Origin of the sequence: Pontibacillus sp. HN14 (genome assembly GCF_021129245.1) — a bacterium.
Lineage (GTDB): Bacteria > Bacillota > Bacilli > Bacillales > BH030062 > Pontibacillus.
Window position 1 is genome coordinate 885,115 of sequence record NZ_JAJOLR010000001.1, and the last position, 21,042, is coordinate 906,156.

The following is a 21,042-nucleotide window of genomic DNA, read 5'->3' on the forward strand; positions in this document are numbered from 1 at the left end:
TCTCCTTTTCTCAGCTAAACTTTATGAATTTTGTCTTACTATATCATATCCTATAGGTGCTGTGTTCATCATTATTAAAAAATTGTATGATCTATCTAAATATCCAAAAAAGTCTGAATTTTTTATTACAGCTCAAAACGTCTTCTCTCTCTTTCTTAACTCTTTTTATAAAAAAACGTATCCGCTATCTCGAAATTATATGTATGTGCATTAAATATTTGTTCTGTACTTCCTACAAATAAAATACCATCTTTATTTAAGGCATGACTAAAACGTTTATACACTTCACTTTTAGCTGCCTCAGTAAAGTAAATCAAAACATTTCTACAAATAATCAGGTCAAAATGGGATTCATATTCATCAGATAACAAATTGTGTTTTTTAAACGTTACAACCCTTTTGATGTCTTCTGAAACTTCAAATAAGTTGCCTTTTGGCTTAAAATATTTAGATTTAATGTGAGGAGGAACCTCCTTTAAAGAACGTTCAGGATATATTCCTTGTTTAGCTCTGTACATTACATTTTCATCAATATCTGTAGCCAATATATGAATGTCTTTCAAAGGGAAAAATTGACTCAATACCATAGCAAGTGTATAAGGCTCTTCGCCAGTGGAACAAGCAGCACTCCAGACTTTTAAAGATTTCTTACCTTTGACTAGATCTGGCAATAATTTTGATTCTAGCACTTCCCAACGCTTTTGATTCCGATAGAATTCAGACACATTAATCGTCATCCGATCAAGAAATTCAAAAAACAATTCATCATCTTTTGATAGAGCTTGAAAATAACGATCGAAACTCTTATAACCTCGTTTATCCCGAAGGGTCGTTAACCTGCGTTTCATTTGTGCTTCTTTATACAACGAAAGATCAATCCCAGTCTTACGTTTAACTTGATTAATAAATCCTTGATAGTCCTCTGCCATTTCCTATATTTCTCCTCTTCTCCATTATTGCCCATGTATATGAATCTTCTTAATCTTAATAAATGGCCATGTCAATGTAAACAATCTTTCGCCGCTGCTACTAGTAAACACATTCTTTCAGTCATCCCTAAAAGGAATAAAAAAAGGCGCAACCTTAGGTGGTTACGCCCTTTTTAATCATACTTTCATCGACCGATAATTCTAATAAAGCCAGTTCTGATCGTTCTTTTCATAAGAAACAAGTTCTTGATCCTTAAAGAAAAGACCAATCTCGCGCTGAGCGCTCTCCGGAGAGTCAGAACCGTGTATAACATTCTTGCCTACTGTAAGACCAAAGTCTCCTCTTACAGTACCTGGCAAGGCTTCTGATGGATTTGTTTTCCCCATCATTTGACGAGACGTCGCGATTACGTTTTCACCTTCCCATACCATTGCAAAAACAGGACCAGATGTGATGAATTCGACCAACTCACCAAAGAAAGGCTTTTCTTTGTGCTCGCCATAATGTTCCTCTGCTAGACTTGAAGGAATTTGCATTAGCTTCCCACCAGCTAATTTAAATCCTTTTCTTTCAAATCTACTTACAATGTCCCCGATTAAATTTCTTTGAACTCCGTCTGGTTTGACCATAATGAACGTTTTTTCCATTTTCTCCACCTCTTAGTTATGTAGAATTATGAAAGCGTTTAAATGTTTAACCAGATGAAATTCTATCAAATTTTCGGAAAAGTAGCAAACGTTTTCTTATGATTTACGTTTTCCTATGTATTTGGCAATTTTCATAAGGGTTTGTTTCTCTTTTTGATTGGGAAGGATATCTAGCGCCTCATATGCTTTGTTGAGGTAACGTTCACTTAAAGCAAACGACTGGTCAATCGCTCCAGATTCTTTAATTTTCTCGATTACCCATGCCATATCAGTCTTTGTAACCTCTTCTTTTTGGAATAAGCTTTGTACTTCTTGCTTAAACCTTTCATCTTGATCCATCGCATAAAGAACGGGGAGTGTAATATTCCCTTGCATTAAGTCGCTCCCTGCAGGCTTCCCTAATTCCTTTTCTGTCGCTGTAAAATCTAATACATCGTCGATGATCTGATAAGACATGCCTACATAATAGCCATACTTAAATAAAGCTCTTTCAACTTTTTCGTCAGCTCCAGCTGCTACTGCACCAAGGCGACAGCTTACAGCAATTAAAAGAGCTGTTTTTCTTTTAATTCTACGTAGATAAGTACGGAGGTTTTGATCCCAATCAAATTTATCTTTAATTTGCTCTATTTCACCCACACAGACCTCTACAATTGTTTTGGATAGGATTTGATGGGCTTTAGCGTCTTCTAAAGTCGATAAGCTCTCAATTGCTCTGGCAAAGATATAGTCTCCTGTATACATTGCCACACGATTGTCCCATTTAGCTTTAATTGTCTGCTCGCCCCGTCTGAGCTCAGCGTCATCAATCACATCATCATGAACAAGTGATGCCATATGAATAAGCTCTAGCGCTACTGCTACATGCTTAATTCTCTCGATATCATAATGACCAAACTTAGCTGCTAATAAAACAAAAACAGGACGGATACGTTTTCCTCCTGCTTGTAACAATTGGGTAGAAGCTTCTCTTAAGATGCTATGATCAGCTTGAATTGTCGTGTTGAGAGACTTTTCTATTTTATCAATATCTTGTTTTAAGTGTGGATAGATCATCGCTAATTTCATCGGAGTCACCTTTATATCATTTTCTTACTTCAATGGTTTTGTTCCAAGATGCATGGCAGCTACGCCACCAGTGTATCCTTTAACTTCAACATCTTTCAATCCTGCTTGTTCGAACAAACGCTTTAACTCTACTCTTCCTGGAAAGTCCTTTGCAGATTCATGGAGCCAAGCATATTCGTTATAGCTTTTAGCAAATAAACGACCAAGAACTGGCATGATATATTGGAAGTAGAAGTAGTAAGCTTGCCTAAATCCAAACGCAGTAGGCTGAGAAGTCTCAAGACAGACTACAATACCTCCTGGTTTAACAACTCGAGTCATTTCTTTAAGGACTTGCAAATAGTCTGGAACATTTCGCAATCCAAACCCGATTGTTGCATAATCAAAGCTATTATCTTCATATGGAAGTTCCATAGCATCTCCATGAATAAAATCTACGTAATCAAGATTAAGATCATTTTTCTTTTCTTTGCCTACACTAAGCATATTCTGGCTAAAATCAAGACCTACGACTTTACCTGATTCCTTTACTTTATCAGCAAGAGCAATGGTCCAGTCTCCTGTTCCGCAGCAAACATCGATAGCTGTTTCTCCCTTTTGAACATTCATACGACTCATAACATCTTTACGCCAAGCTTTATGACGCTGAAACGATATGATGGAATTCATAACGTCATATCGATTATAGATTTTTTCAAATACATGATGAACACGTTGTGATTTTGTTTGTTGGTCCATTGATTACCCTTCCTCCACAGCTTGATGTTTCAGATAAAATGAATGATAGATATGATGTTGGAGGTACGTTTTAAGTGAACTGAAGCTCCCTGGCAACTGTGCTAAAGACTGCTCAACTGAAACCATTTGCTTCTTCATATATTTTTCTATCGTTCGGAGAGCTTGTGCACCGTTTTGGTGAACGAGCGTGCTTTTAATTAACAATTCAATTAAAGGGGAGTTCTCACGCTTACGAAAACGACGGTCTTCATCTTGTAATCGTTTGGCTAATAACCAATCCCCCGCCACCTCATTCATCACAGGTTGATTTACAAATTCCGCTACCCGTTGAATCAATAATGATTCGACTTGTTTTAAAGCATCCATTACTTGAGCTATCGATGGAAAATCCTGATTGTAAATCTTCATTTTTAATTCATTAATTTCTTTAATAGCAGAAGCTAGTGTATGAATCATTGGTAAATCCTCAATTTTAGACAAAAGGTAATAGTACAGCCCACTGTAATAGTCTCCAGCTAATACGGTCAACTGTCGACTCTTTGTTACATGGTCTTCTTCATTCGTTTTGGATGAATTCACAAGTTCATGCGTATCTAGAGCTATTTGTACTAGCATCGTTGAGATTATATATTGTTTCTGTTTATCTTCACTAAGGTCTGTATCTTTTAGTAAAGACGTAAGAAACATTAGTTTATCTTCACAAATTACGGGTTCAGGTATAAATTTGGCTAAATAAGGATGTTGGATTTGATGTTCAATACTAGTTCTTAAATGTTCGATATTCACGTTTGTATTCTTCACTGACATCACCCAAAGCCTTTCGTGCCGTATCTCGGCTTACTGTCGTCTATTATAGCATATCCGGTCGGATCAACACATTTTTGAATAACTATAGTGTGCCCATTATTTAAAAATGATTATATGTATAAAAGAAAAAGCAGAGCGTTCAGGTCACTCTGCCTCGGAATTCATCTCGCCGTGACTTGTTTGAATCTGTGCTTTTCCCCTTACTTTAACCGCCGAGGTATGCTCTGTAAACTGGGCTATCATGACTTCTCCGGTATCAAGCTTCTCTGAGTGATGGAATCGAGTATCAGTACCTCTGGTAAGGCCAATCACATTCACTCCATCTTCAAGAGCCTTTATTACAAAAAAATCTCCGCTAGACTTTTGGTTGCTCATCTCAATCCTCCTAGAGCTAATCTTTATTTAATATCTCTTAAATTGCCATGTGTGTCAATTCATTAACACTGTTAAGGAACAGCTTTTCCTACATAAATGTGAAAATAAGGCTGACCCATAACTTGAGTCAGCCTTACTCATTATGCCCTTTATGTAATTACTTAACGGAATCCTTAAGGGCTTTACCTGGTTTGAATGCTGGTACTTTGCTAGCAGAAATTTCGATTTCTTTACCAGTTTGTGGGTTACGACCTTTACGAGCCGCACGTTCACGTACTTCAAAGTTACCAAAACCAATTAGTTGTACTTTATCACCGTCTTTAAGTGTTTCAGTGATTGAATCAAAAACTGCATCTACAGCTTTTGTAGCATCTTTTTTAGAAAGATCACTTTTCTCTGCAACTGCATTGATTAGATCTGTCTTGTTCATGCTATTCACCTCCTCCCAGGAAATGGTTACGCATCATTTTGTGCCAAGATCGTAACATGATGTTACATACATTTGTGCACAATTTTTTAACGTTTTATACGTGTGTGCATCAAGAAAACTTGATGACAAGCCTTATATTAAACGATGATGCGAGTGATTTCAATAAAAACAACAAACTTTCTTCAACAAAAAGGCTGATACATCAAGTCTTCGAGCCCATTTTCTCCCTTCCACCTTGTTTTTTCTGAATTATTAAACAAAACCCAAAACCCTTGATATGAAAGGGTTTTGGGCATATGGATAAGATTTCTATTTTACATGTATTAGGGAAATGAAATCCCTCTAAAAAATTTCTTAAAAAAAATAAAAAAAGCGGTGGTTAACCGCTTATAAAATGATGGCAATAAGCCCTCCACTGCCCTCATTGATGATTCTTTCGAGGGTTTCTTTAAGTTTATATCGAGCATTCTCTGGCATTAAAGCAAGCTTCGCACCAATACCTTCCCTCACAATAGAACTTAGTGAACGCCCGAATATATCAGAGTTCCAAATGGATAGTGGGTCTTCTTCAAAGTCCTGCATCAGGTACCGAACAAGTTCTTCACTTTGCTTCTCGGTTCCAATAATAGGGGCGAATTCAGACTCAACATCTACCTTCACCATATGAATAGATGGAGCTACAGCCTTAAGACGAACGCCAAACCTTGATCCTTGACGTATAATTTCCGGTTCATCTAAGAACATGTCTTCAAGGGCTGGCGCTGCAATACCATATCCTGTTTGTTTTACCATCTGAAGGGCTTCAGACACCTGATCATACTCACGTTTTGCATGGGCAAAATCTTGCATAAGCTGAAGCAAATGGTCTTTCCCTCTAATTTCTTCTCCTACAATCTCTTTTAGAACTTGATCGTACAAATAGTCAGGAGCTTGGAGATCTATCTCAGCCACTCCTTCTCCCATTTCCATACCAGCTAACTGTGCTTTATCAATGTAGTCGTAGTCTGAGAACTGTCCGACTACTCGGTCCACGTCTCTTAATCTTTTAATGTCTTTCACAGTATCTTGAATCGCATCTTGGTAGTTTTTGCGAAGCCAATGACCTTCGTTTAAAACCATAACCCAGCTTGGTAAATTCACATTAACTTCAAGGACAGGGAATTCATATAATGCTTCTCGAAGCACATTATAAACATCACTTTCTCTCATGCCTTCCACACTCATTGATATCACAGGAATATCATATTTCTCTTGAAGTTTTTGTCTTAATACCTCTGTATCTTGGTGGTGTGGGCGAACAGAGTTAATAATCATAATAAATGGTTTTCCTACTTCTCTTAATTCTTCCACAACACGTTCTTCCGCTTCAACATAGTCTGCTCTTGGAATCTCACCAATTGTCCCATCTGTTGTTACAACTACACCGATTGTGGAATGTTCTGTAATAACTTTTCTTGTTCCAATTTCAGCAGCATCGTGAAATGGAATGGGTTCTTCATACCAAGGGGTATTAATCATTCTTGGTCCATTCTCATCTTCATAACCTTTAGCACCATCAACCGTATATCCAACACAATCTACAACTCTAAAATTAACATCTAAGCCATCGTCCACATGTACTTGAACGGCCTGATTTGGTACAAACTTCGGCTCCGTTGTCATGATCGTCTTACCTGCTGCAGATTGAGGAAGTTCATCCTGAGCTCTTGCACGTTCACCTTCATCTTGGATGTTTGGAAGGACAACAAGCTCCATAAACTTTTTGATAAATGTGGATTTCCCTGTTCTCACCGCTCCTACAACACCTAAATAAATATCTCCATCTGTCCGTTTAGAAATATCTTTAAAAACATCAACTCTTTCCAAGTGATCCCCTCCCGATCCATTTACTTCGCTTGGACAAACAAATGATGATTGCTAACGAATCTTTGCATTACAAGTCTATGATGTTGTCCTACTGTTTTATGACTTGTTTTTAAAACCTCTTCTATAGAATCTAGTCCAGCCAAAGGTTAATCCCTTTTGACCTACTACTATTGTTACTATATAAAAACGGAAGGATGATTATGCTATAGTTTTAAAGCTAAGCAAAAATTTTACGGTATTTTTGATCAGATATTTTATAGATTATGATCCCAGCAGAGGATGAGTCGGAGAAGTTGCCAAGTCATTCAACATTAGGAACACAAAAAAACCTTTCAACCAAGTTGAAAGGTCTCATTTCTTAAGATGGATTGTTTATGTCGACACCATTAAAGACTGGTTCTCCATTTTTAACAGTATATGGAAGGGAATGGGACGGCACGATAGGAGAATCTTGTACAAGTAAGTATCGAATATCGTCACCACTTGAGAAAGAGTGATCGTTCTCCTGTAAAGCTTGGTAGAGTTCTTGTCGATAGTCTAAATATATTTTTCCTTTTGCATCCATTACTACGGGAAGTTGAGTTTCAGAATACGGACTTTTTATAGTAGGGTTTTGTTTTAATCCAATCTTTTCATAATCAATTTTATAAACATCTTTTGCAATCCGTTCTCCGTAAGGGGCATACTGATGCTCATTTCTATACGCTGTGATACGATTATTAATTTTTTGTAGTTCTTGCGTTGCTCTTAAATCCATCACTTTCACAGTCGGATCTTCTTCGGCATAAATGATGACATATTGATAAACGCCTCCGCGTTCAAACGAATTACCTGGAGCTTCTGAGATAAGATTTTCTTCTCGCAAGCGTTTATAGTCAATGGGATACTTTTGAAAAATATTCGTATCTTGGTCTCTCGTCTTAATTGGTAATGCGTAAGGGTTGTTCTTCTTAAATTCATCCACAGCTGCTTGGAGAGACTCTAGTTGAACTTGGTTTGGTGTTTGGTTCTTAGAAAGACGATCGTCCGGATATAAACAACCAGTTAAAATGAACGCTGCCAGCAAGAGCACCGCCATTTTCTTTATGTACATACTTCATACCTCCACTTCTTAAGATGTAGGTCCACTAAAGACGATATAAAATATAATGAGTCCTGCTACTATCATAAATATGTATGCTAAAAATGCAGTGATTCCACTTAAAATCCCCTTTAACTTATGACGACTAAGTAAAATCAAGCCAATGGAGAGGAACATAAATATAATACCAGCAAAAGAAATATACATATTTAACATCGATTTTGACAACGAATTCAACTCCTTTTGCATGTGTCAACTTTCACGAAATTTATTATACCACAACTTACAAGCTTACCATATGCTAGCAAGAAACCCTTTTCATTCTTTTATACACCAAAAAACCGAGGTGAATGGGGCGAGTTCACCTCGGTTTGACTAAATAGTACCCTTTACATACAACCCTAGTTGAAATCCTGCTGCGTTTTATAGTATGCAATCATTCATGTATTGGTATCCTCAAGTGCCTATTTGTGACTATTTTTTAAACATTTGATTTAATTGGTTCATATCCATGTTATTGTTCGTAATAGCTTTAACAATTTTGTCTTCTTTTTCTTTAGAGACAGGCTTGCCCGCCATTTTAGATAACTGCTTCACAAGATTACGAACAGTTTTCTCATCTTTAAAGTTTGCATTCTTTACAGAATCAGCAACTTTCATAATTTCATCCGGAGAGATGTTGGCTTTATTTTGAAGATGCTCAAATGCTTTCTTTTGAAATCCGCTCACGTAACTTCCTCCTTATAATAAACTTTCAAACACAGTATATGCGAAGGAAGTGTAAGCGTGATGTATTCATAAGAAATTAATCACCTAACACATTTGATAAGTCTTCCATTTCGTGTCGACGTCCTCTTGTCATTAATTGATCGACAACATCTTTAGCCTCAGCATCTTGGAATAGAATTTGCTCAATTCCAGCTGTAATTGGCATTTCAACACCTTGCTGCTGAGATAGTTTATAAGCCGCATTTGTTGTACGAACGCCTTCAACAACCATTCCCATGTGCTCTAATACATCATCAAGATCTTTACCTTGACCTAATAAATATCCAGCACGGTAATTACGACTATGCTGGCTCGTACAGGTTACAATAAGATCCCCAACCCCTGTTAAACCTGCGAAAGTTAAAGGACTTGATCCCATAGATGTGCCTAGACGCGCTATTTCAGCAAGCCCTCTTGTTATAAGGGCAGCTTTTGCATTATCGCCGTACCCTAATCCATCTGAGATTCCTGCACCTAAAGCAATAATATTCTTTAGTGCTCCTCCCAACTCAACTCCAACTACATCCGGATTTGTGTATACACGAAAGTTCTCGTTTATAAATAAATCTTGTGCTAATTCGGCTGTTTTCATGGTTTCAGAGGAAACCGTTACAGTAGTTGGCTGTCGTAGCCCCACTTCCTCAGCATGAGATGGACCACTAAGAACAACGACATCATCATAGTATTCCCCGCTCATCTCTTCTGTGATCATTTCAGAGACCCGCTTTAGAGAATCTGGATCAATTCCCTTAGTAGCATGAATAAGCGTTACTTTATGATCAAGAACGGATTGTAACTGTTGACAAACGTCCCTGATCGCTTTAGTAGGAACGACCATTACAACAGCAGTAACGTCTTTAACAGCTTCCTTTAAGTCGGTATAAGCCACAATGGATTCAGGTAAGGTGACTTCTTGCAAGTAGTTCTTATTCTGGTGTAAGTCGTTTATTTCATTGGCCTGCTCCGGGCGATGAGTCCATAAACGAACATCATGGTGGTTATCGGCTAACACAATGGACAAGGCTGTTCCCCAACTGCCTGCACCTAATACGGCTACATTTGCCATGCCTTCACTCTCCCCTTATTTTCGTCTACGTGCATAAATCTTAACCGGCGTACCTTCAAAACCAAACGCATCACGAATTCGGTTCTCTAAGAAACGTTCATATGAGAAGTGCAATAGATCCGGATCATTTACAAATACCACAAAAGTTGGCGGTGATACTGCTACTTGAGACATGTAAAAGACTTTTAATTTCTGCCCCTTTAAGGAAGGTGCCGGATTCATTGCTAAAGCATCCATGATTACTTCATTCAGCACATTAGTCTGTACGCGTTTGGTGTGATTCTCACTAGCTTGTAAAATACTAGGTAATAAAGTATGGACACGCTTTTTTGTTTTAGCAGATAAGAAGACGATAGGTGCATAATCAAGGAACTGAAATTCCTGACGCACTTTATCCTCAAATTTCTTCATCGTTTTATCGTCACGCTCGACGGCATCCCATTTATTTACCACAATGACAACAGCTTTACCTGCTTCATGGGCATAACCAGCAATGCGTTTGTCCTGCTCGATAATTCCAGATTCGCCATCTAGAACTACAAGGACTACATCGGAGCGCTCAATTGCTTTGAGGGCTCTCATTACACTATACTTTTCAGTCGTTTCATACACTTTACCGCGCTTACGCATTCCCGCCGTATCGATGATGATATAATCGCGATCATCCTTTGTAAAGGATGTGTCAATTGCATCTCTTGTTGTTCCTTCGATGTCGCTTACGATGACGCGTTCCTCACCTAGCATTGTGTTGACAAGAGAAGACTTTCCTACATTCGGTCGGCCGATTAAGCTGAACCGAATTGTATCATCATCTTCATCTTCCTCTACACGTTCAGGGAAATGATTAACAACTTCATCAAGCATGTCTCCAAGCCCAAGTCCGTGTGTACCAGAGATTGGATATGGCTCACCGAATCCTAAAGAATAGAATTCATAAATCTTTTCTCTCATCTCAGGATTATCAATTTTATTAACAGCAAGCACTACAGGCTTATTAGATTTATAAAGTAGCTTAGCTACCTCTTCATCTGCCCCTGTAATTCCATCACGGCCATTTACCATAAAGACAATAACATCAGCTTCATCAATTGCAACCTCAGCTTGTCCTCTCATTTTGACTAGTAAAGGCTCGTCTCCTTGCTCTATTCCACCTGTATCAATTATATTAAACGTGGTATTTAACCATTCTGCTTCTGCATAAATACGGTCTCGTGTTACACCAGGCGTATCTTCAACAATCGAAATACGCTCTCCAACTAATCGGTTAAAAATGGTGGATTTCCCAACATTCGGTCTACCGACTACAGCTACTACAGATTTTCGCATGAAAGGTTCACCCTTTCTTATCATATTCTTATTTTTACAATGTCTTTCTTAAACGCGTTTCACGCTTAACGCTCTTTGAAATTCGACGATTGCAAATGAAGAAGCAAACCCCTCTTGTCAAGTAAGAAGGGTTTACTCTTAACTTTTTCATTTTAGCAGAAGGATTTGAAACTAACAATCCTTTTCTAGCACAATTAGAGCACCTTCCGAGCACTTCATTAATGTTTAACGATAATATAGAGCTCGTCACTCAATGCATGAGAGATGCCATCCAGTATCGCTTCAAGGTTTGCGGCCACTTTATCCATTTCTTCCTTAGAATCACAAATAAAGATTGGAGCACCTCCATCGACTTTATCACGACTCGTCGTAATGGCTGCGAGCACCATTTTTTCGACTTTCATTGAAGATCTCCCTCCTCTTTATTGGCTTTAGATTCTGACGGCATCCGTATAGCATTTTCAAGCACAGGAACAGCTCCAATAATTTTTACTGCTTTTTCTTTATCCCTCTCTTGTGGTAAAACAAAAACTCCGATTCGGCCATCGTCCAGATCCCTCTTAATTAACGGAACCAGTGCCGGTGTACCACTGTCTCTGAAAACGCCCATTGAAATGGAGATATCGTGTAGAATGGCTTGTCGTTGGCCAAGATTCGCTATAGTGGATCGAACATTAAAGTTTTTAGGTGTTAACACGAACCCCATCCCGTACTCACCAATTTCCTTTTGCCTCTGAGGAAGACCAATGTTCATGATATAAATATTATCAACATACAACCCTGCACCCTCAAAATGAGGGTCTACATATTCGATATCTACTATATCCTTTAATGTCTTCCCACTCATGAATTTGCGAACGATGAAATAACAAATCAGAGAAACAAAAAGAGCTACCCATATGTTCCATACAAGGAAGCTAAGCGTTGCTAATAAAGAAGTAAAGATGACGAGGTAGTTCCTGGCTTCAAAAGCAATGGCAATTCCTTCTATATATGTATTTCCCCTCGGGACCAATTCATAAGAATCTAATTCAGTCAATGTATTCCTCTCCATATTTCTCACTTCCCTAAACTGAGAAGCTGCAATCGTTAAAAACGTTACTGCAGTAAATTCCATTTCCATAATAGCAGGTACAGCAATAGTCCCAAGAGATGCTGCAATAAACCCGAGTGAAATGTGTATGACTTTCCCATGTAAATAAGTAGGGTATTGACGATAATCTGCACGTAACATCACGAGTCGAACTCCCACTCCAATAATTAACCCAAATATAATGGGATAAGTATATTCATTCATGAACGAAATCCCGCCTTTCTTCTCACACGATTCAATACTGCCTGTTCAAATGTTCTTGCAACCGAAGCCACCGCAGAGTTCAACATTACGATCACAGAAACAAGACTAAGCACATCCAAATAACCTGCATCTCCAATGGGGGCACTGACATTGTATCCCATCACAACCATAGAATAGATAAACTCTCCAAACACTGAACCAAACCCCCAAATAGCTAACCGGACCATCATGGACTCCACTAAAAAATAAAGGAGTATATAACATAACAGCGACAATAGAATTAATCTTGGCATCACTACCCATACAGGCACAACAGTCTCCCATAAAAGCATACCTGCATATCCAATACTAACGATTATAGAAGCAAAGGTTGGATAAACCACTTTCTTCCTATTAATCAGAATAGCTATGCAAACGCAAGTAATAATGATGGCAGTTAGACTGAAACGGAAATGAAAAATGGCTACAGACTCATTAGAACTAATAATTAAGACCAATAGAAATAAACCAGCAAGAAAACGTTCCCGTGTCTTAGCCATAAGGAATGTAACCACCACCCAAACGCACCAGCTTACAAAATAAAAGATCAGCCCTTCTCCCATGACTTCCACCTTCCCTCCTTTCATTATGGGTCATTTGCATGATTTCTAATCATGCATAACTCTTCTGCAAGGGAAAATACTACATTCCAAGAGGAGGTGTTTTCATGGGTAAAGACCGTCAGCAAAAGAAGCTAAAGAAAGAAAAACGTGTTGAAAGTGATCGGGACACAGAGACTCATCCGAAGGGCAGTACGTACTTAGATACACCAGAACAAGCAAGAAAAGATCAAAAGCTATAAAAAAACCCATTGCCCTATAGGGCAATGGGTCATGATTTTATTAAAATGTTGTAATCCTTTGTTCGAGCCATGTCTTCGTAGAACCGGTATAAATATGAGGTTTTCCATCCAATTGATACGTTTCTTTTGCTCCTAGTAGCATCATGGCAATCCTAAACTCCTCATGAACGTGATCCACTTTTTTAATTAGTGTTTCTAGATCATCTTTCATTAGAGTTCTAAGAAGCTGGCCTGCCATACCAAAGGCATTTGCGCCTAAAACGAATGACTTCGCACCATCTAAACCATTACGCATTCCTCCAGAAGCAATTACATTACATTCAGGAAATACACTTTTTACCTCTTTAATAGAAGTAACCGTTGGAATTCCCCAACCATTATACGATTCAAGAGGTTGTTTCCTACGTTTATTCTCCACATTTGAGAAATTAGTTCCGCCTTTACCGCCTACATCTATATACGAAACACCAATTTCCTTCAATTGACGCGTGGTTTCTTGAGAAATACCAAATCCGACTTCTTTTAATATGACAGGGACCCCGACCGATTTAACGATTTCCTCAATTTGTTGTAAGCGGGTAGTAAAGTCACGGTCTCCTTCAGGCATGATGAGTTCCTGCAATACATTCAAGTGAATTTGCAATGCATTGGCTTCTAACATATCTACAGCACGCTTCGCTTGTTCAAGCGTTGCTTCACTGCCCACATTAGCAAACACAATCCCATCTGGATTTTCTTCTCTCACAACTTGATAACTTTTCATTTCACGTTCATCTTTAAGGGCAGACATCTGTGAGCCTACGGCAAGTGCAATTCCCGTCTCCTTTGCAGCAATAGCAAGGTCTCGGTTAATCGCCTCCGTTTTCTCTCCGCCACCTCCTGTCATCGCATTGACAAAAAGAGGCGAACTTAGAGTAAGTTCGCCTAATTGAGTCTGCAATGAGATATCATCCCAATGGATATCTGTTAGACTTTGATGGATAATTTCCATCTCATCAAAGCTATTAATCCCCAGATCTTCACGAGATAGGGCATGTCTGATATGCTCTAATTTTCTTTTTGATCGACTCAATAACATCACCGAATTTTTAGTTTATTTTAGTTTGTTTAGTTTATCTCCGATAAAGTCCCCTAATTGGAAACCACCGTCATCATCTTTTGTATACTGTTCTACTTCTTGACGATCTTGATCAGCTTCGATTTCTTTAATGCTAAGGGAAATACGTTTTTCATCTTCATTTACGTCTAGCACCTTCACTTTTACATCTTGGCCTTCTTCAAGAACCTCTTGTGGTGTACCAATATGGTGCTTAGATATTTGAGAAATATGCACTAGCCCCTCTACACCAGGAAGAAGCTCAACGAATGCACCAAAGTTTACTAAGCGGCGCACTTTGCCTTCAAGAATGTCACCAGGTCTAATTTTTTCTCCAACCTGATCCCACGGTCCTGGAAGAGTATCTTTAAGGGACAGTGAAATTCTTTCATTATCACGGTCTACAGAAAGAACACGTACTTGGATTTGTTGTCCTTCTTCAACGACATCGGAAGCTTTATCCACGTGTTCATGGGCAAGTTGAGAGATATGGACAAGGCCATCCACTCCACCAATATCAACGAAAGCTCCGAAATCTGTAAGTCTCTGAACAGTACCGTCTAATACTTGACCTGCTTCAAGGTCCTGAAGTAAAGCATGCTTGCGTGCGTCGTTTTCATCTTCGACTACAGCACTATGAGAAAGGATTACGCGGTTTTGTTCTCGATCAAGCTCAATTACTTTAAGGGCAAGAGTTTTGCCTTTGTAATCATTAAAGTCTTCCACGTAATAAGTTTCAACAAGAGAAGCAGGAATAAATCCTCGAAGACCTACATCAACTACAAGTCCACCTTTTACGATGTCTTTAACTTCAGCTTCGAATATTTCTCCACTTTCTAATTTTGCTTCAAGGTCTTCCCAAGCTGATTCAGCATCTACCGCACGCTTAGATAAGACAATTTCTTCATCATCCATTTTCTTCACTTTTAGCGTTAACTCGTCACCTTCTGATACCACATCAGAGGCTTTCTCTACATGTAAACTAGAAAGCTCACTAATGGGAACGATGCCTTCAACTTTGTAACCGATATCGACAAGAACTTGCTTGTCCTCTACTTTTACAACCTTACCTGTGAGTACATCGCCGACTGAAACGTTCGGCATTTCTGACATTTCTTGGTTCATTTCATCCATTAAAAAGACCTCCTTCAGTTCCGCCACAACCAACCATTAATTAATCCTTGGTTCTAACTTCTAATATTTGAAGCTTTTTGTCAAGTGAAAGGCGCACTCTAGCGCTTTTTGTCTAAAAGCTTCTGAATATCTCCCATTATAACATCTGTCACCTCTTGAGATGAAGCCTTTCGCTCTCTTAATTCAGCCATAGGCACTGGTTTCCCGTAAATAACCCTTAAAGGTTCTTTCCCTTTATATGACCCTACAATCGCACATGGAATGACGGTTGCCTGGGAACGAAGAGCGAAAAAACCAGCCCCTGCTAGTCCTTTCTTCAACTCTCCGGTTTTACTTCTTGTCCCCTCTGGGAACAATCCTAAAACCTCGTTATCGTCTAGTACACCCATTGCTTGACGTAAGGCTTGACGATCTTTCATGCCTCTTTTGACTGGAAAAGCATGAATACGTTTTAATAATCCACCTATAACTTTATTTTTAAATAATTCCTCTTTGGCCATAAAATAAATATCTCTTGGAGATGTAATCCCTACAATTATAGGATCTAAATTAGAAATATGATTCGAACATATAACTACGGCACCTTTATCAGGAATGTTCTCTTTCCCCTCTACTTTTATTCGGTAGCGAGGATAAAAAATAGTTGCGCAAATTGATTTAGCTACCCCATATAAACTCATGATTATTCACCTCTGTCTAATTTATCGTGAACAACACGTAAGATTTTTTCGGCGACTTCTTTAATAGATAAAGAGGTGGTATCAATTTCTACTGCATCGTCGGCTTTCACAAGTGGAGAAACCTCACGTTCAGAATCTATTTGATCGCGTCTCCTGATCTCCTCTTTTAATTTCTCCAGATCTGAGGAAAATCCTTTTTCCTTGTTTTCTTTATGACGTCGCTCGGCTCTTTCCTGAACTGACGCGATTAAAAAGATCTTAACTTCTGCATCAGGAATAACGTGGGAACCTATATCTCGACCATCCATCACGACTCCACGTTTGGCAGCTAGCTCTCTTTGTCGTTTCACCATTTCATGGCGTACTTTCCCATGCTTCGCTACAATGGATACCTGGTTTGTCACTTGTTCTGTTCGAATATCTAACGTAACTTCTTCCCCGTCTAAAAGAACTTGTTGCCCAGCTGTTGATTGTTGAAGATCGATGACTGTCTTTTCAAGAAGATCCATTAAAGCTTCCTCTTCTTCCAAGGGAATCCCCTCTTGGATCGCTTTAAATGTAAGAGCCCGATACATGGCCCCGGTATCTATATAAACGTATGTTAATTTCTCAGCTATAATTTTGGCAACCGTACTCTTTCCGGCAGCCGCTGGTCCATCAATAGCTATTGCAATATTTTGTTTCATCCTAATCCCTCTTTCAATTGCTAAAATACAAAACAGCTCCCCTCTAAAAAAGGAAAGCATTCTTGTTCTTGCATAAACTCAAAGCTAAAAAACCTGAACTTATAATATGTAACCGCAAGTTATCCTTCAAAAGGATAACACATCACTGAAGATCCGGTCTATTGTTTCTACAATATTGGTCTCAAGGCTTTTTCCAATCCCAAAATATTCATAAACAGGCTGAACATACAAAGAAAAGTCTGTATGTAGCATTAAAGCTTGAACGATGATTAATAAGAAAGCATGAAATACTACAAGGGTTAGGAGCCATTGTTCAAAACGTTTCACGAGCTATGACCTCTTTTTGATATTAGCGTATCCGCTCACAATGAGTTTATACGTTACTGCACCTTACTTCTTCTTAACAACAATTGGCGCTCAAAACAAAAACGAATTAAGATTTCTCGATCACGATTCTCAACATCAATAAACTCGAGGGAAAGTTGATCCCGCTTTGTTTCTTTATCCTGAACGATTCGCACTATTCTAGAAGTTGATTGAATATAGTGCGTTTCACCGGAAGAAAGAGGTATGACAAACCACGTTTCTACAAGATCGTCCTCTTTTAGAGAATGATCTGCAGGAGGGATAACTGCAGCCCCACCCCCACTAACATCCAAGCTAATGGTAGTAAATGGATCTTGTCTTCCTTTAATCCCTTGTACACTTACATCTACAGCGGTTTCTACTCGAACATATTGGCGCCGTTGAATCCGAATCATGTGCTTTTTCCCTGGATTATGTAACGCTAAAACAGGGATTTTTAGTTTCTTGCGTTCTTTTACTTCTGTATGAAACATATATACGGATTGATCTTCTCCTACAAACGTGATTTTAAATTGAGTGCCTTCGAAGAAAAATCCCGTTCGACCTGTTTTCTCATTAATAGGGTAATCTATGTAGAACATATGATCATCTTGTTCTACCAGCTTACAACGAAATGATTCAGGCTCTTCATCACTATCTTGTTTTGGCTCTAACGTTAAAGGCATGCCTATTTTAATCAAAATATGTCCCTCTCTCCCCTAATCCTGGTTCTAAGGTCTTATATAACACATTATGGCAAAAAATATAAAAAAGGGAAAGATAGATACGCTATCTTTCCCTTCATCTTTATTCAAATTTCATTTCGGCTTGCTTTAATTTTTCAACCTTTTCTTCTACTCCATCATTGGCATTAATAAAGATACGATAGGTACTTTCTCCTAATGTACCAAGAAATTCGTAGCAGAGCACTTCTTCATTCAGGTCATTTTCAATTATGGCCATATGCTGCTCTTGAATATCTACATTCGGATTCACACTATTTCTAGCTTCTTTCTCTGATATTTTTGGTTCTCCCAAGTCACGCTTATGATGATTCATAAGAAAATCACGTGCAGATAATCCAAGAATATCCCCGTTATCTAAGGCTACTTTAACTTGTAACGAATCAGGGTAAATGCGAACTCCATCCTGCACATACAAGAAATTATAAACCCCTACTTGATTGTATTGAGTACTCTGGAAATTCTCCATGTTTGTATATTTGTATTGCGCTAGAAACTCTTTAGCTTTTTCAGCGCCATCATAAAGCCCTAACTCTGCTTCTTTTAGTTTTCTCTCAACCAGTATACTAATGGGATGTCCCCCTTTAACTGACATATCCATATAGCCATTCTTCTGATCGCCCCGATACGATAAACTATAGGTTGGCACCTCTGCTCCTTCACCACTCTTTGTCATCGTAACCTTTGCACCCTTTGGAATTTCGAAAATATTTTTAGTCTTTTCTCTGGCTTTCTCTTCAGATAAATTTTCACCTTTTAAAAACTGGTATTCATGATTTTCTTTAGATGCCCCAGTAAAAGTTGGGCCAAGGTCGCCTTCTGAATACCCTTCCATATTCTTCTCGACTGTTTTAAACCCATCAATTATAGTATTATCCGCTTTATCATCGTTTGCTAATGCTAACTGGACATCCATCCAGCGAAGATTATCGTTAAGAACCATGTATTGAACTTTTCGAAGCTCTTTTTCAATTTTGCCTGATTGCTTATAAAGGTTTTCTAACAACTTTACCTCTTCATCTGTAAGTGGATTTTTATTTAAATCCCTTATAGCTGTTCTGTAACTAAACTCTCCAATATTTGCAAGAAATTCTTCTGTTTTATTAAAAGGAAGCAATGCTAGAGGGAGTTGCCCAACATCATTATGCGCTTCTGAAGTAATTCTCCAAATATCAGCTAACTGCGGAGATAGCTGCTTTTGTGTATTCATCGCCAAAACTGTTCCAATTTTATCGTGCAATAAATTTGTATGATAAGATAAATCGTGGAAAGCGCGTTGATAGGAGTTCTCTGCCTGGACGAGTATAGCATTCTTCTCCTGGTGTTCCTGGTACCCCCAAACGGCAGTACCCGTCACCCCAACAGCTAACACCCCAATAAGGAGCCAACGGATCATATCAGTTTCACCCTTTCACTATTTAGCAAAGATATGTTTACCAATCTTCTTAATTTGAGGCCGACTCCAGATCCAACCGGATGTAGCCGTATTTGGATTAAAGTAATAAAGAGCATTTTGTGATGGGTCCCACCCATTCATTGCATCCATAACCGCTTTTTTAGATGTCTCATCAGGTTCTAACCAAATTTGGCCATCACTCACAGCCGTGAATGCCCTAGGTTCAAAAATAACTCCCGATACACTATTTGGGAAAGTGGAACTTTCTACGCGGTTTAAAATAACTGCCGCAACAGCCACTTGCCCTACATAAGGTTCCCCGCGTGCTTCACCATGTACGGCATTCGCCATTAATTGAATATCGTTCTGTGAATATCCTGATGGAACATTCACTGCGGTAGGTTCAGACTGTGTATCTTCTGCTTCCTGACCTCCCTGCGGAGAAGGTTGGGTTTGCTGTTCCTTCGGAGTACCACCATAATACGTAAAGTCTTTACCAGAATTAATTTGCTTTTTAACATACTGCTTATCATACTGAGTCGCATCTCTCAATTTTTGCTTTACTTCTTGCCCAGCTAAACCATCAATCTCTAAACCGAATTCCTTCTGAAAGTTTCGAAGAGCCCAATAAGTTCCCCATCCAAAAACTCCGTCAATCTTCCCCTCATAAAAGCCGATATACTGAAGCCGTGCTTGCAACTCAATCACATCATCTCCAGTTGACCCCTTTTGCAAGATTCTTGGACTGAACGCATGAGATGTTTGATCCACACTCGATGATACGGAAACCGTTAATATCAAAGCGATCAATAATATAGACATCACTCGCAACCATTTCATATCTCGTATATCCTCCTGAACAATAGTCTTTATGCACTGTAGTTTCCGAAACTATCGGCTTTTTATGCATAAGAGACCATTAAAGTCAGCGGTTGCCTTTAAATATGTTCCATATAAGTACTTGAACATCACTAAACTTACGCAGAAAAAAATAAAACCCGCTCTATATAGAACGGGTTCGGTTATGCTTTCCATTTATTTTGTTCAATAGGGATAATATCTGCAGAAGCCATATTGGCTTGCTTAACTTTCCTTATTGCGATCATCCATAAAATAATCATGAAAGGGGTAAGCGTATATAACCATGTGGATTTCCAAGCTTCTAGGATATAATCGTACAGGCCATGAAGGAAGACAGGCGTCACTAAGGCAAGCCATATGATATACATTGATTTCTTGTGGATGTCCGTTTTTCCTTTCCCCATATAATATCCCATAATCACTCCAAATAAAGCATGGGAGGAGACGGGATAAAGGGCGCGTAAAAACGCGAGTTCAACCCCATTGGCGAGTAAGTACAAAATATTCTCTACCGTCGCAAATCCAAGGCTTATCGAAACACCATAAACGATGCCATCATAGCGACCTTCAAAGTGATCTTGCTTATAGACAGCATATAAGAAAATAAACCATTTAAAGAACTCTTCAAGTCCTGCTGATAGGAGAAAGGACTTTGTTAACGGATATTGTAAGACGCCTTCTGTCTCAAAAGCGTACTGAATAAACATGATTGGGAACACTAGTAACGCTCCCATTATGAACGTTCTGAATACAATCGAAAAAGGCTTAGAGTCAAAACGGTCTTTCAAATAAAAAAACGACATGAGCGCAAAGCCCGGTGCCATTGCTGCTGAGAGTATAGTAAACACGACCGTTCCTCCT

General features: G+C 38.7%; 26 protein-coding genes. 1 reads left to right on the plus strand and 25 read right to left on the minus strand.

Annotation, left to right across the window (positions count from 1 at the left end):
• Positions 1–155: 155 nt before the first annotated feature.
• The 16 genes from LQ226_RS04495 to LQ226_RS04570 form a co-directional block, all read right to left on the minus strand.
• Positions 156–929, minus strand: coding sequence for a CheR family methyltransferase (locus tag LQ226_RS04495; protein ID WP_231416647.1), 774 nt, complete (start codon positions 927–929; stop codon positions 156–158).
• Positions 930–1,130: 201 nt separating this feature from the next.
• Positions 1,131–1,577 (minus strand): nucleoside-diphosphate kinase, encoded by a 447-nt coding sequence (gene ndk, locus LQ226_RS04500; protein WP_231416649.1) that lies wholly within the window; start codon positions 1,575–1,577, stop codon positions 1,131–1,133.
• 96 nt (positions 1,578–1,673) lie between these two features.
• Positions 1,674–2,645 carry a heptaprenyl diphosphate synthase component II gene (gene hepT / locus LQ226_RS04505; protein WP_231416650.1) on the minus strand — a complete coding sequence of 324 codons (972 nt, stop codon included), beginning with the start codon at positions 2,643–2,645 and terminating at the stop codon, positions 1,674–1,676.
• A 24-nt stretch (positions 2,646–2,669) separates the two neighbouring features.
• Positions 2,670–3,383: a demethylmenaquinone methyltransferase gene (locus tag LQ226_RS04510; protein ID WP_231416651.1), complete on the minus strand. Its 714-nt coding sequence runs from the start codon at positions 3,381–3,383 to the stop codon at positions 2,670–2,672.
• Between the two features lie 3 nt (positions 3,384–3,386).
• A complete protein-coding gene (locus LQ226_RS04515) occupies positions 3,387–4,169 on the minus strand; it encodes a heptaprenyl diphosphate synthase component 1 (RefSeq protein WP_231416653.1) in 783 nt (260 codons plus the stop codon).
• Positions 4,170–4,334: 165 nt separating this feature from the next.
• The gene (gene mtrB, locus LQ226_RS04520) at positions 4,335–4,565 is read right to left on the minus strand and encodes a trp RNA-binding attenuation protein MtrB (RefSeq protein WP_231416654.1); all 231 of its coding nucleotides are present in this window, start codon (positions 4,563–4,565) and stop codon (positions 4,335–4,337) included.
• Between the two features lie 157 nt (positions 4,566–4,722).
• On the minus strand, positions 4,723–4,995 hold the full coding sequence (locus tag LQ226_RS04525; protein ID WP_231416656.1) for an HU family DNA-binding protein: 273 nt from the start codon (positions 4,993–4,995) through the stop codon (positions 4,723–4,725).
• Positions 4,996–5,382: 387 nt separating this feature from the next.
• Entirely contained in the window at positions 5,383–6,861 is a 1,479-nt protein-coding gene (spoIVA, locus tag LQ226_RS04530; RefSeq protein WP_231416658.1) for a stage IV sporulation protein A, read from the minus strand.
• Positions 6,862–7,219: 358 nt separating this feature from the next.
• Positions 7,220–7,954 (minus strand): hypothetical protein, encoded by a 735-nt coding sequence (locus tag LQ226_RS04535; RefSeq protein WP_231416660.1) that lies wholly within the window; start codon positions 7,952–7,954, stop codon positions 7,220–7,222.
• A gap of 18 nt (positions 7,955–7,972) precedes the next feature.
• A complete protein-coding gene (locus LQ226_RS04540; protein ID WP_231416661.1) occupies positions 7,973–8,170 on the minus strand; it encodes a DUF2768 domain-containing protein in 198 nt (65 codons plus the stop codon).
• A 246-nt stretch (positions 8,171–8,416) separates the two neighbouring features.
• The gene (locus tag LQ226_RS04545; RefSeq protein ID WP_036779430.1) at positions 8,417–8,671 is read right to left on the minus strand and encodes a stage VI sporulation protein F; all 255 of its coding nucleotides are present in this window, start codon (positions 8,669–8,671) and stop codon (positions 8,417–8,419) included.
• Positions 8,672–8,747: 76 nt separating this feature from the next.
• Positions 8,748–9,776, minus strand: a complete 1,029-nt coding sequence (locus tag LQ226_RS04550) for an NAD(P)H-dependent glycerol-3-phosphate dehydrogenase (RefSeq protein WP_231416663.1) — start codon at positions 9,774–9,776, stop codon at positions 8,748–8,750.
• A gap of 15 nt (positions 9,777–9,791) precedes the next feature.
• On the minus strand, positions 9,792–11,102 hold the full coding sequence (der, locus tag LQ226_RS04555) for a ribosome biogenesis GTPase Der (protein ID WP_231416665.1): 1,311 nt from the start codon (positions 11,100–11,102) through the stop codon (positions 9,792–9,794).
• A 218-nt stretch (positions 11,103–11,320) separates the two neighbouring features.
• Positions 11,321–11,506, minus strand: coding sequence for a capping complex subunit for YIEGIA (locus LQ226_RS04560; RefSeq protein WP_231416667.1), 186 nt, complete (start codon positions 11,504–11,506; stop codon positions 11,321–11,323).
• Entirely contained in the window at positions 11,503–12,399 is an 897-nt protein-coding gene (locus LQ226_RS04565; protein ID WP_231416669.1) for a YIEGIA family protein, read from the minus strand. The genes LQ226_RS04560 and LQ226_RS04565 overlap by 4 nt, the downstream gene beginning before the upstream one ends.
• Positions 12,396–13,025 carry a YphA family membrane protein gene (locus tag LQ226_RS04570; RefSeq protein WP_231416670.1) on the minus strand — a complete coding sequence of 210 codons (630 nt, stop codon included), beginning with the start codon at positions 13,023–13,025 and terminating at the stop codon, positions 12,396–12,398. Before LQ226_RS04570 ends, LQ226_RS04565 begins: the two co-directional genes overlap by 4 nt.
• An 80-nt stretch (positions 13,026–13,105) precedes the next feature.
• On the opposite strand from LQ226_RS04570, the gene LQ226_RS04575 reads away from it, so the two are divergent.
• Positions 13,106–13,240, plus strand: coding sequence for a YpzI family protein (locus LQ226_RS04575; RefSeq protein ID WP_231416672.1), 135 nt, complete (start codon positions 13,106–13,108; stop codon positions 13,238–13,240).
• A 40-nt stretch (positions 13,241–13,280) separates the two neighbouring features.
• On the opposite strand, the gene fni is transcribed toward LQ226_RS04575, so the two are convergent.
• The 9 genes from fni to prsW all read right to left on the minus strand — a co-directional run bounded on the left by fni (position 13,281) and on the right by prsW (position 21,029).
• On the minus strand, positions 13,281–14,318 hold the full coding sequence (gene fni, locus LQ226_RS04580) for a type 2 isopentenyl-diphosphate Delta-isomerase (RefSeq protein WP_354665942.1): 1,038 nt from the start codon (positions 14,316–14,318) through the stop codon (positions 13,281–13,283).
• Positions 14,319–14,333: 15 nt separating this feature from the next.
• Positions 14,334–15,470: a 30S ribosomal protein S1 gene (gene rpsA, locus LQ226_RS04585; protein ID WP_231416676.1), complete on the minus strand. Its 1,137-nt coding sequence runs from the start codon at positions 15,468–15,470 to the stop codon at positions 14,334–14,336.
• Positions 15,471–15,568: 98 nt separating this feature from the next.
• Positions 15,569–16,150, minus strand: a complete 582-nt coding sequence (locus tag LQ226_RS04590; protein ID WP_231416677.1) for a lysophospholipid acyltransferase family protein — start codon at positions 16,148–16,150, stop codon at positions 15,569–15,571.
• 2 nt (positions 16,151–16,152) lie between these two features.
• Positions 16,153–16,836 (minus strand): (d)CMP kinase, encoded by a 684-nt coding sequence (gene cmk, locus LQ226_RS04595; RefSeq protein ID WP_231416678.1) that lies wholly within the window; start codon positions 16,834–16,836, stop codon positions 16,153–16,155.
• 126 nt (positions 16,837–16,962) lie between these two features.
• Positions 16,963–17,163: a DUF5359 family protein gene (locus tag LQ226_RS04600; RefSeq protein ID WP_231416680.1), complete on the minus strand. Its 201-nt coding sequence runs from the start codon at positions 17,161–17,163 to the stop codon at positions 16,963–16,965.
• Positions 17,164–17,216: 53 nt separating this feature from the next.
• Positions 17,217–17,867, minus strand: coding sequence for a flagellar brake protein (locus LQ226_RS04605; protein WP_231416681.1), 651 nt, complete (start codon positions 17,865–17,867; stop codon positions 17,217–17,219).
• Between the two features lie 121 nt (positions 17,868–17,988).
• Entirely contained in the window at positions 17,989–19,320 is a 1,332-nt protein-coding gene (ypeB, locus tag LQ226_RS04610; protein ID WP_231416683.1) for a germination protein YpeB, read from the minus strand.
• Positions 19,321–19,338: 18 nt separating this feature from the next.
• Entirely contained in the window at positions 19,339–20,160 is an 822-nt protein-coding gene (gene sleB / locus LQ226_RS04615) for a spore cortex-lytic enzyme (protein WP_231416685.1), read from the minus strand.
• Between the two features lie 182 nt (positions 20,161–20,342).
• Positions 20,343–21,029 (minus strand): glutamic-type intramembrane protease PrsW, encoded by a 687-nt coding sequence (prsW, locus tag LQ226_RS04620; RefSeq protein WP_231416686.1) that lies wholly within the window; start codon positions 21,027–21,029, stop codon positions 20,343–20,345.
• Positions 21,030–21,042 lie beyond the last annotated feature (13 nt).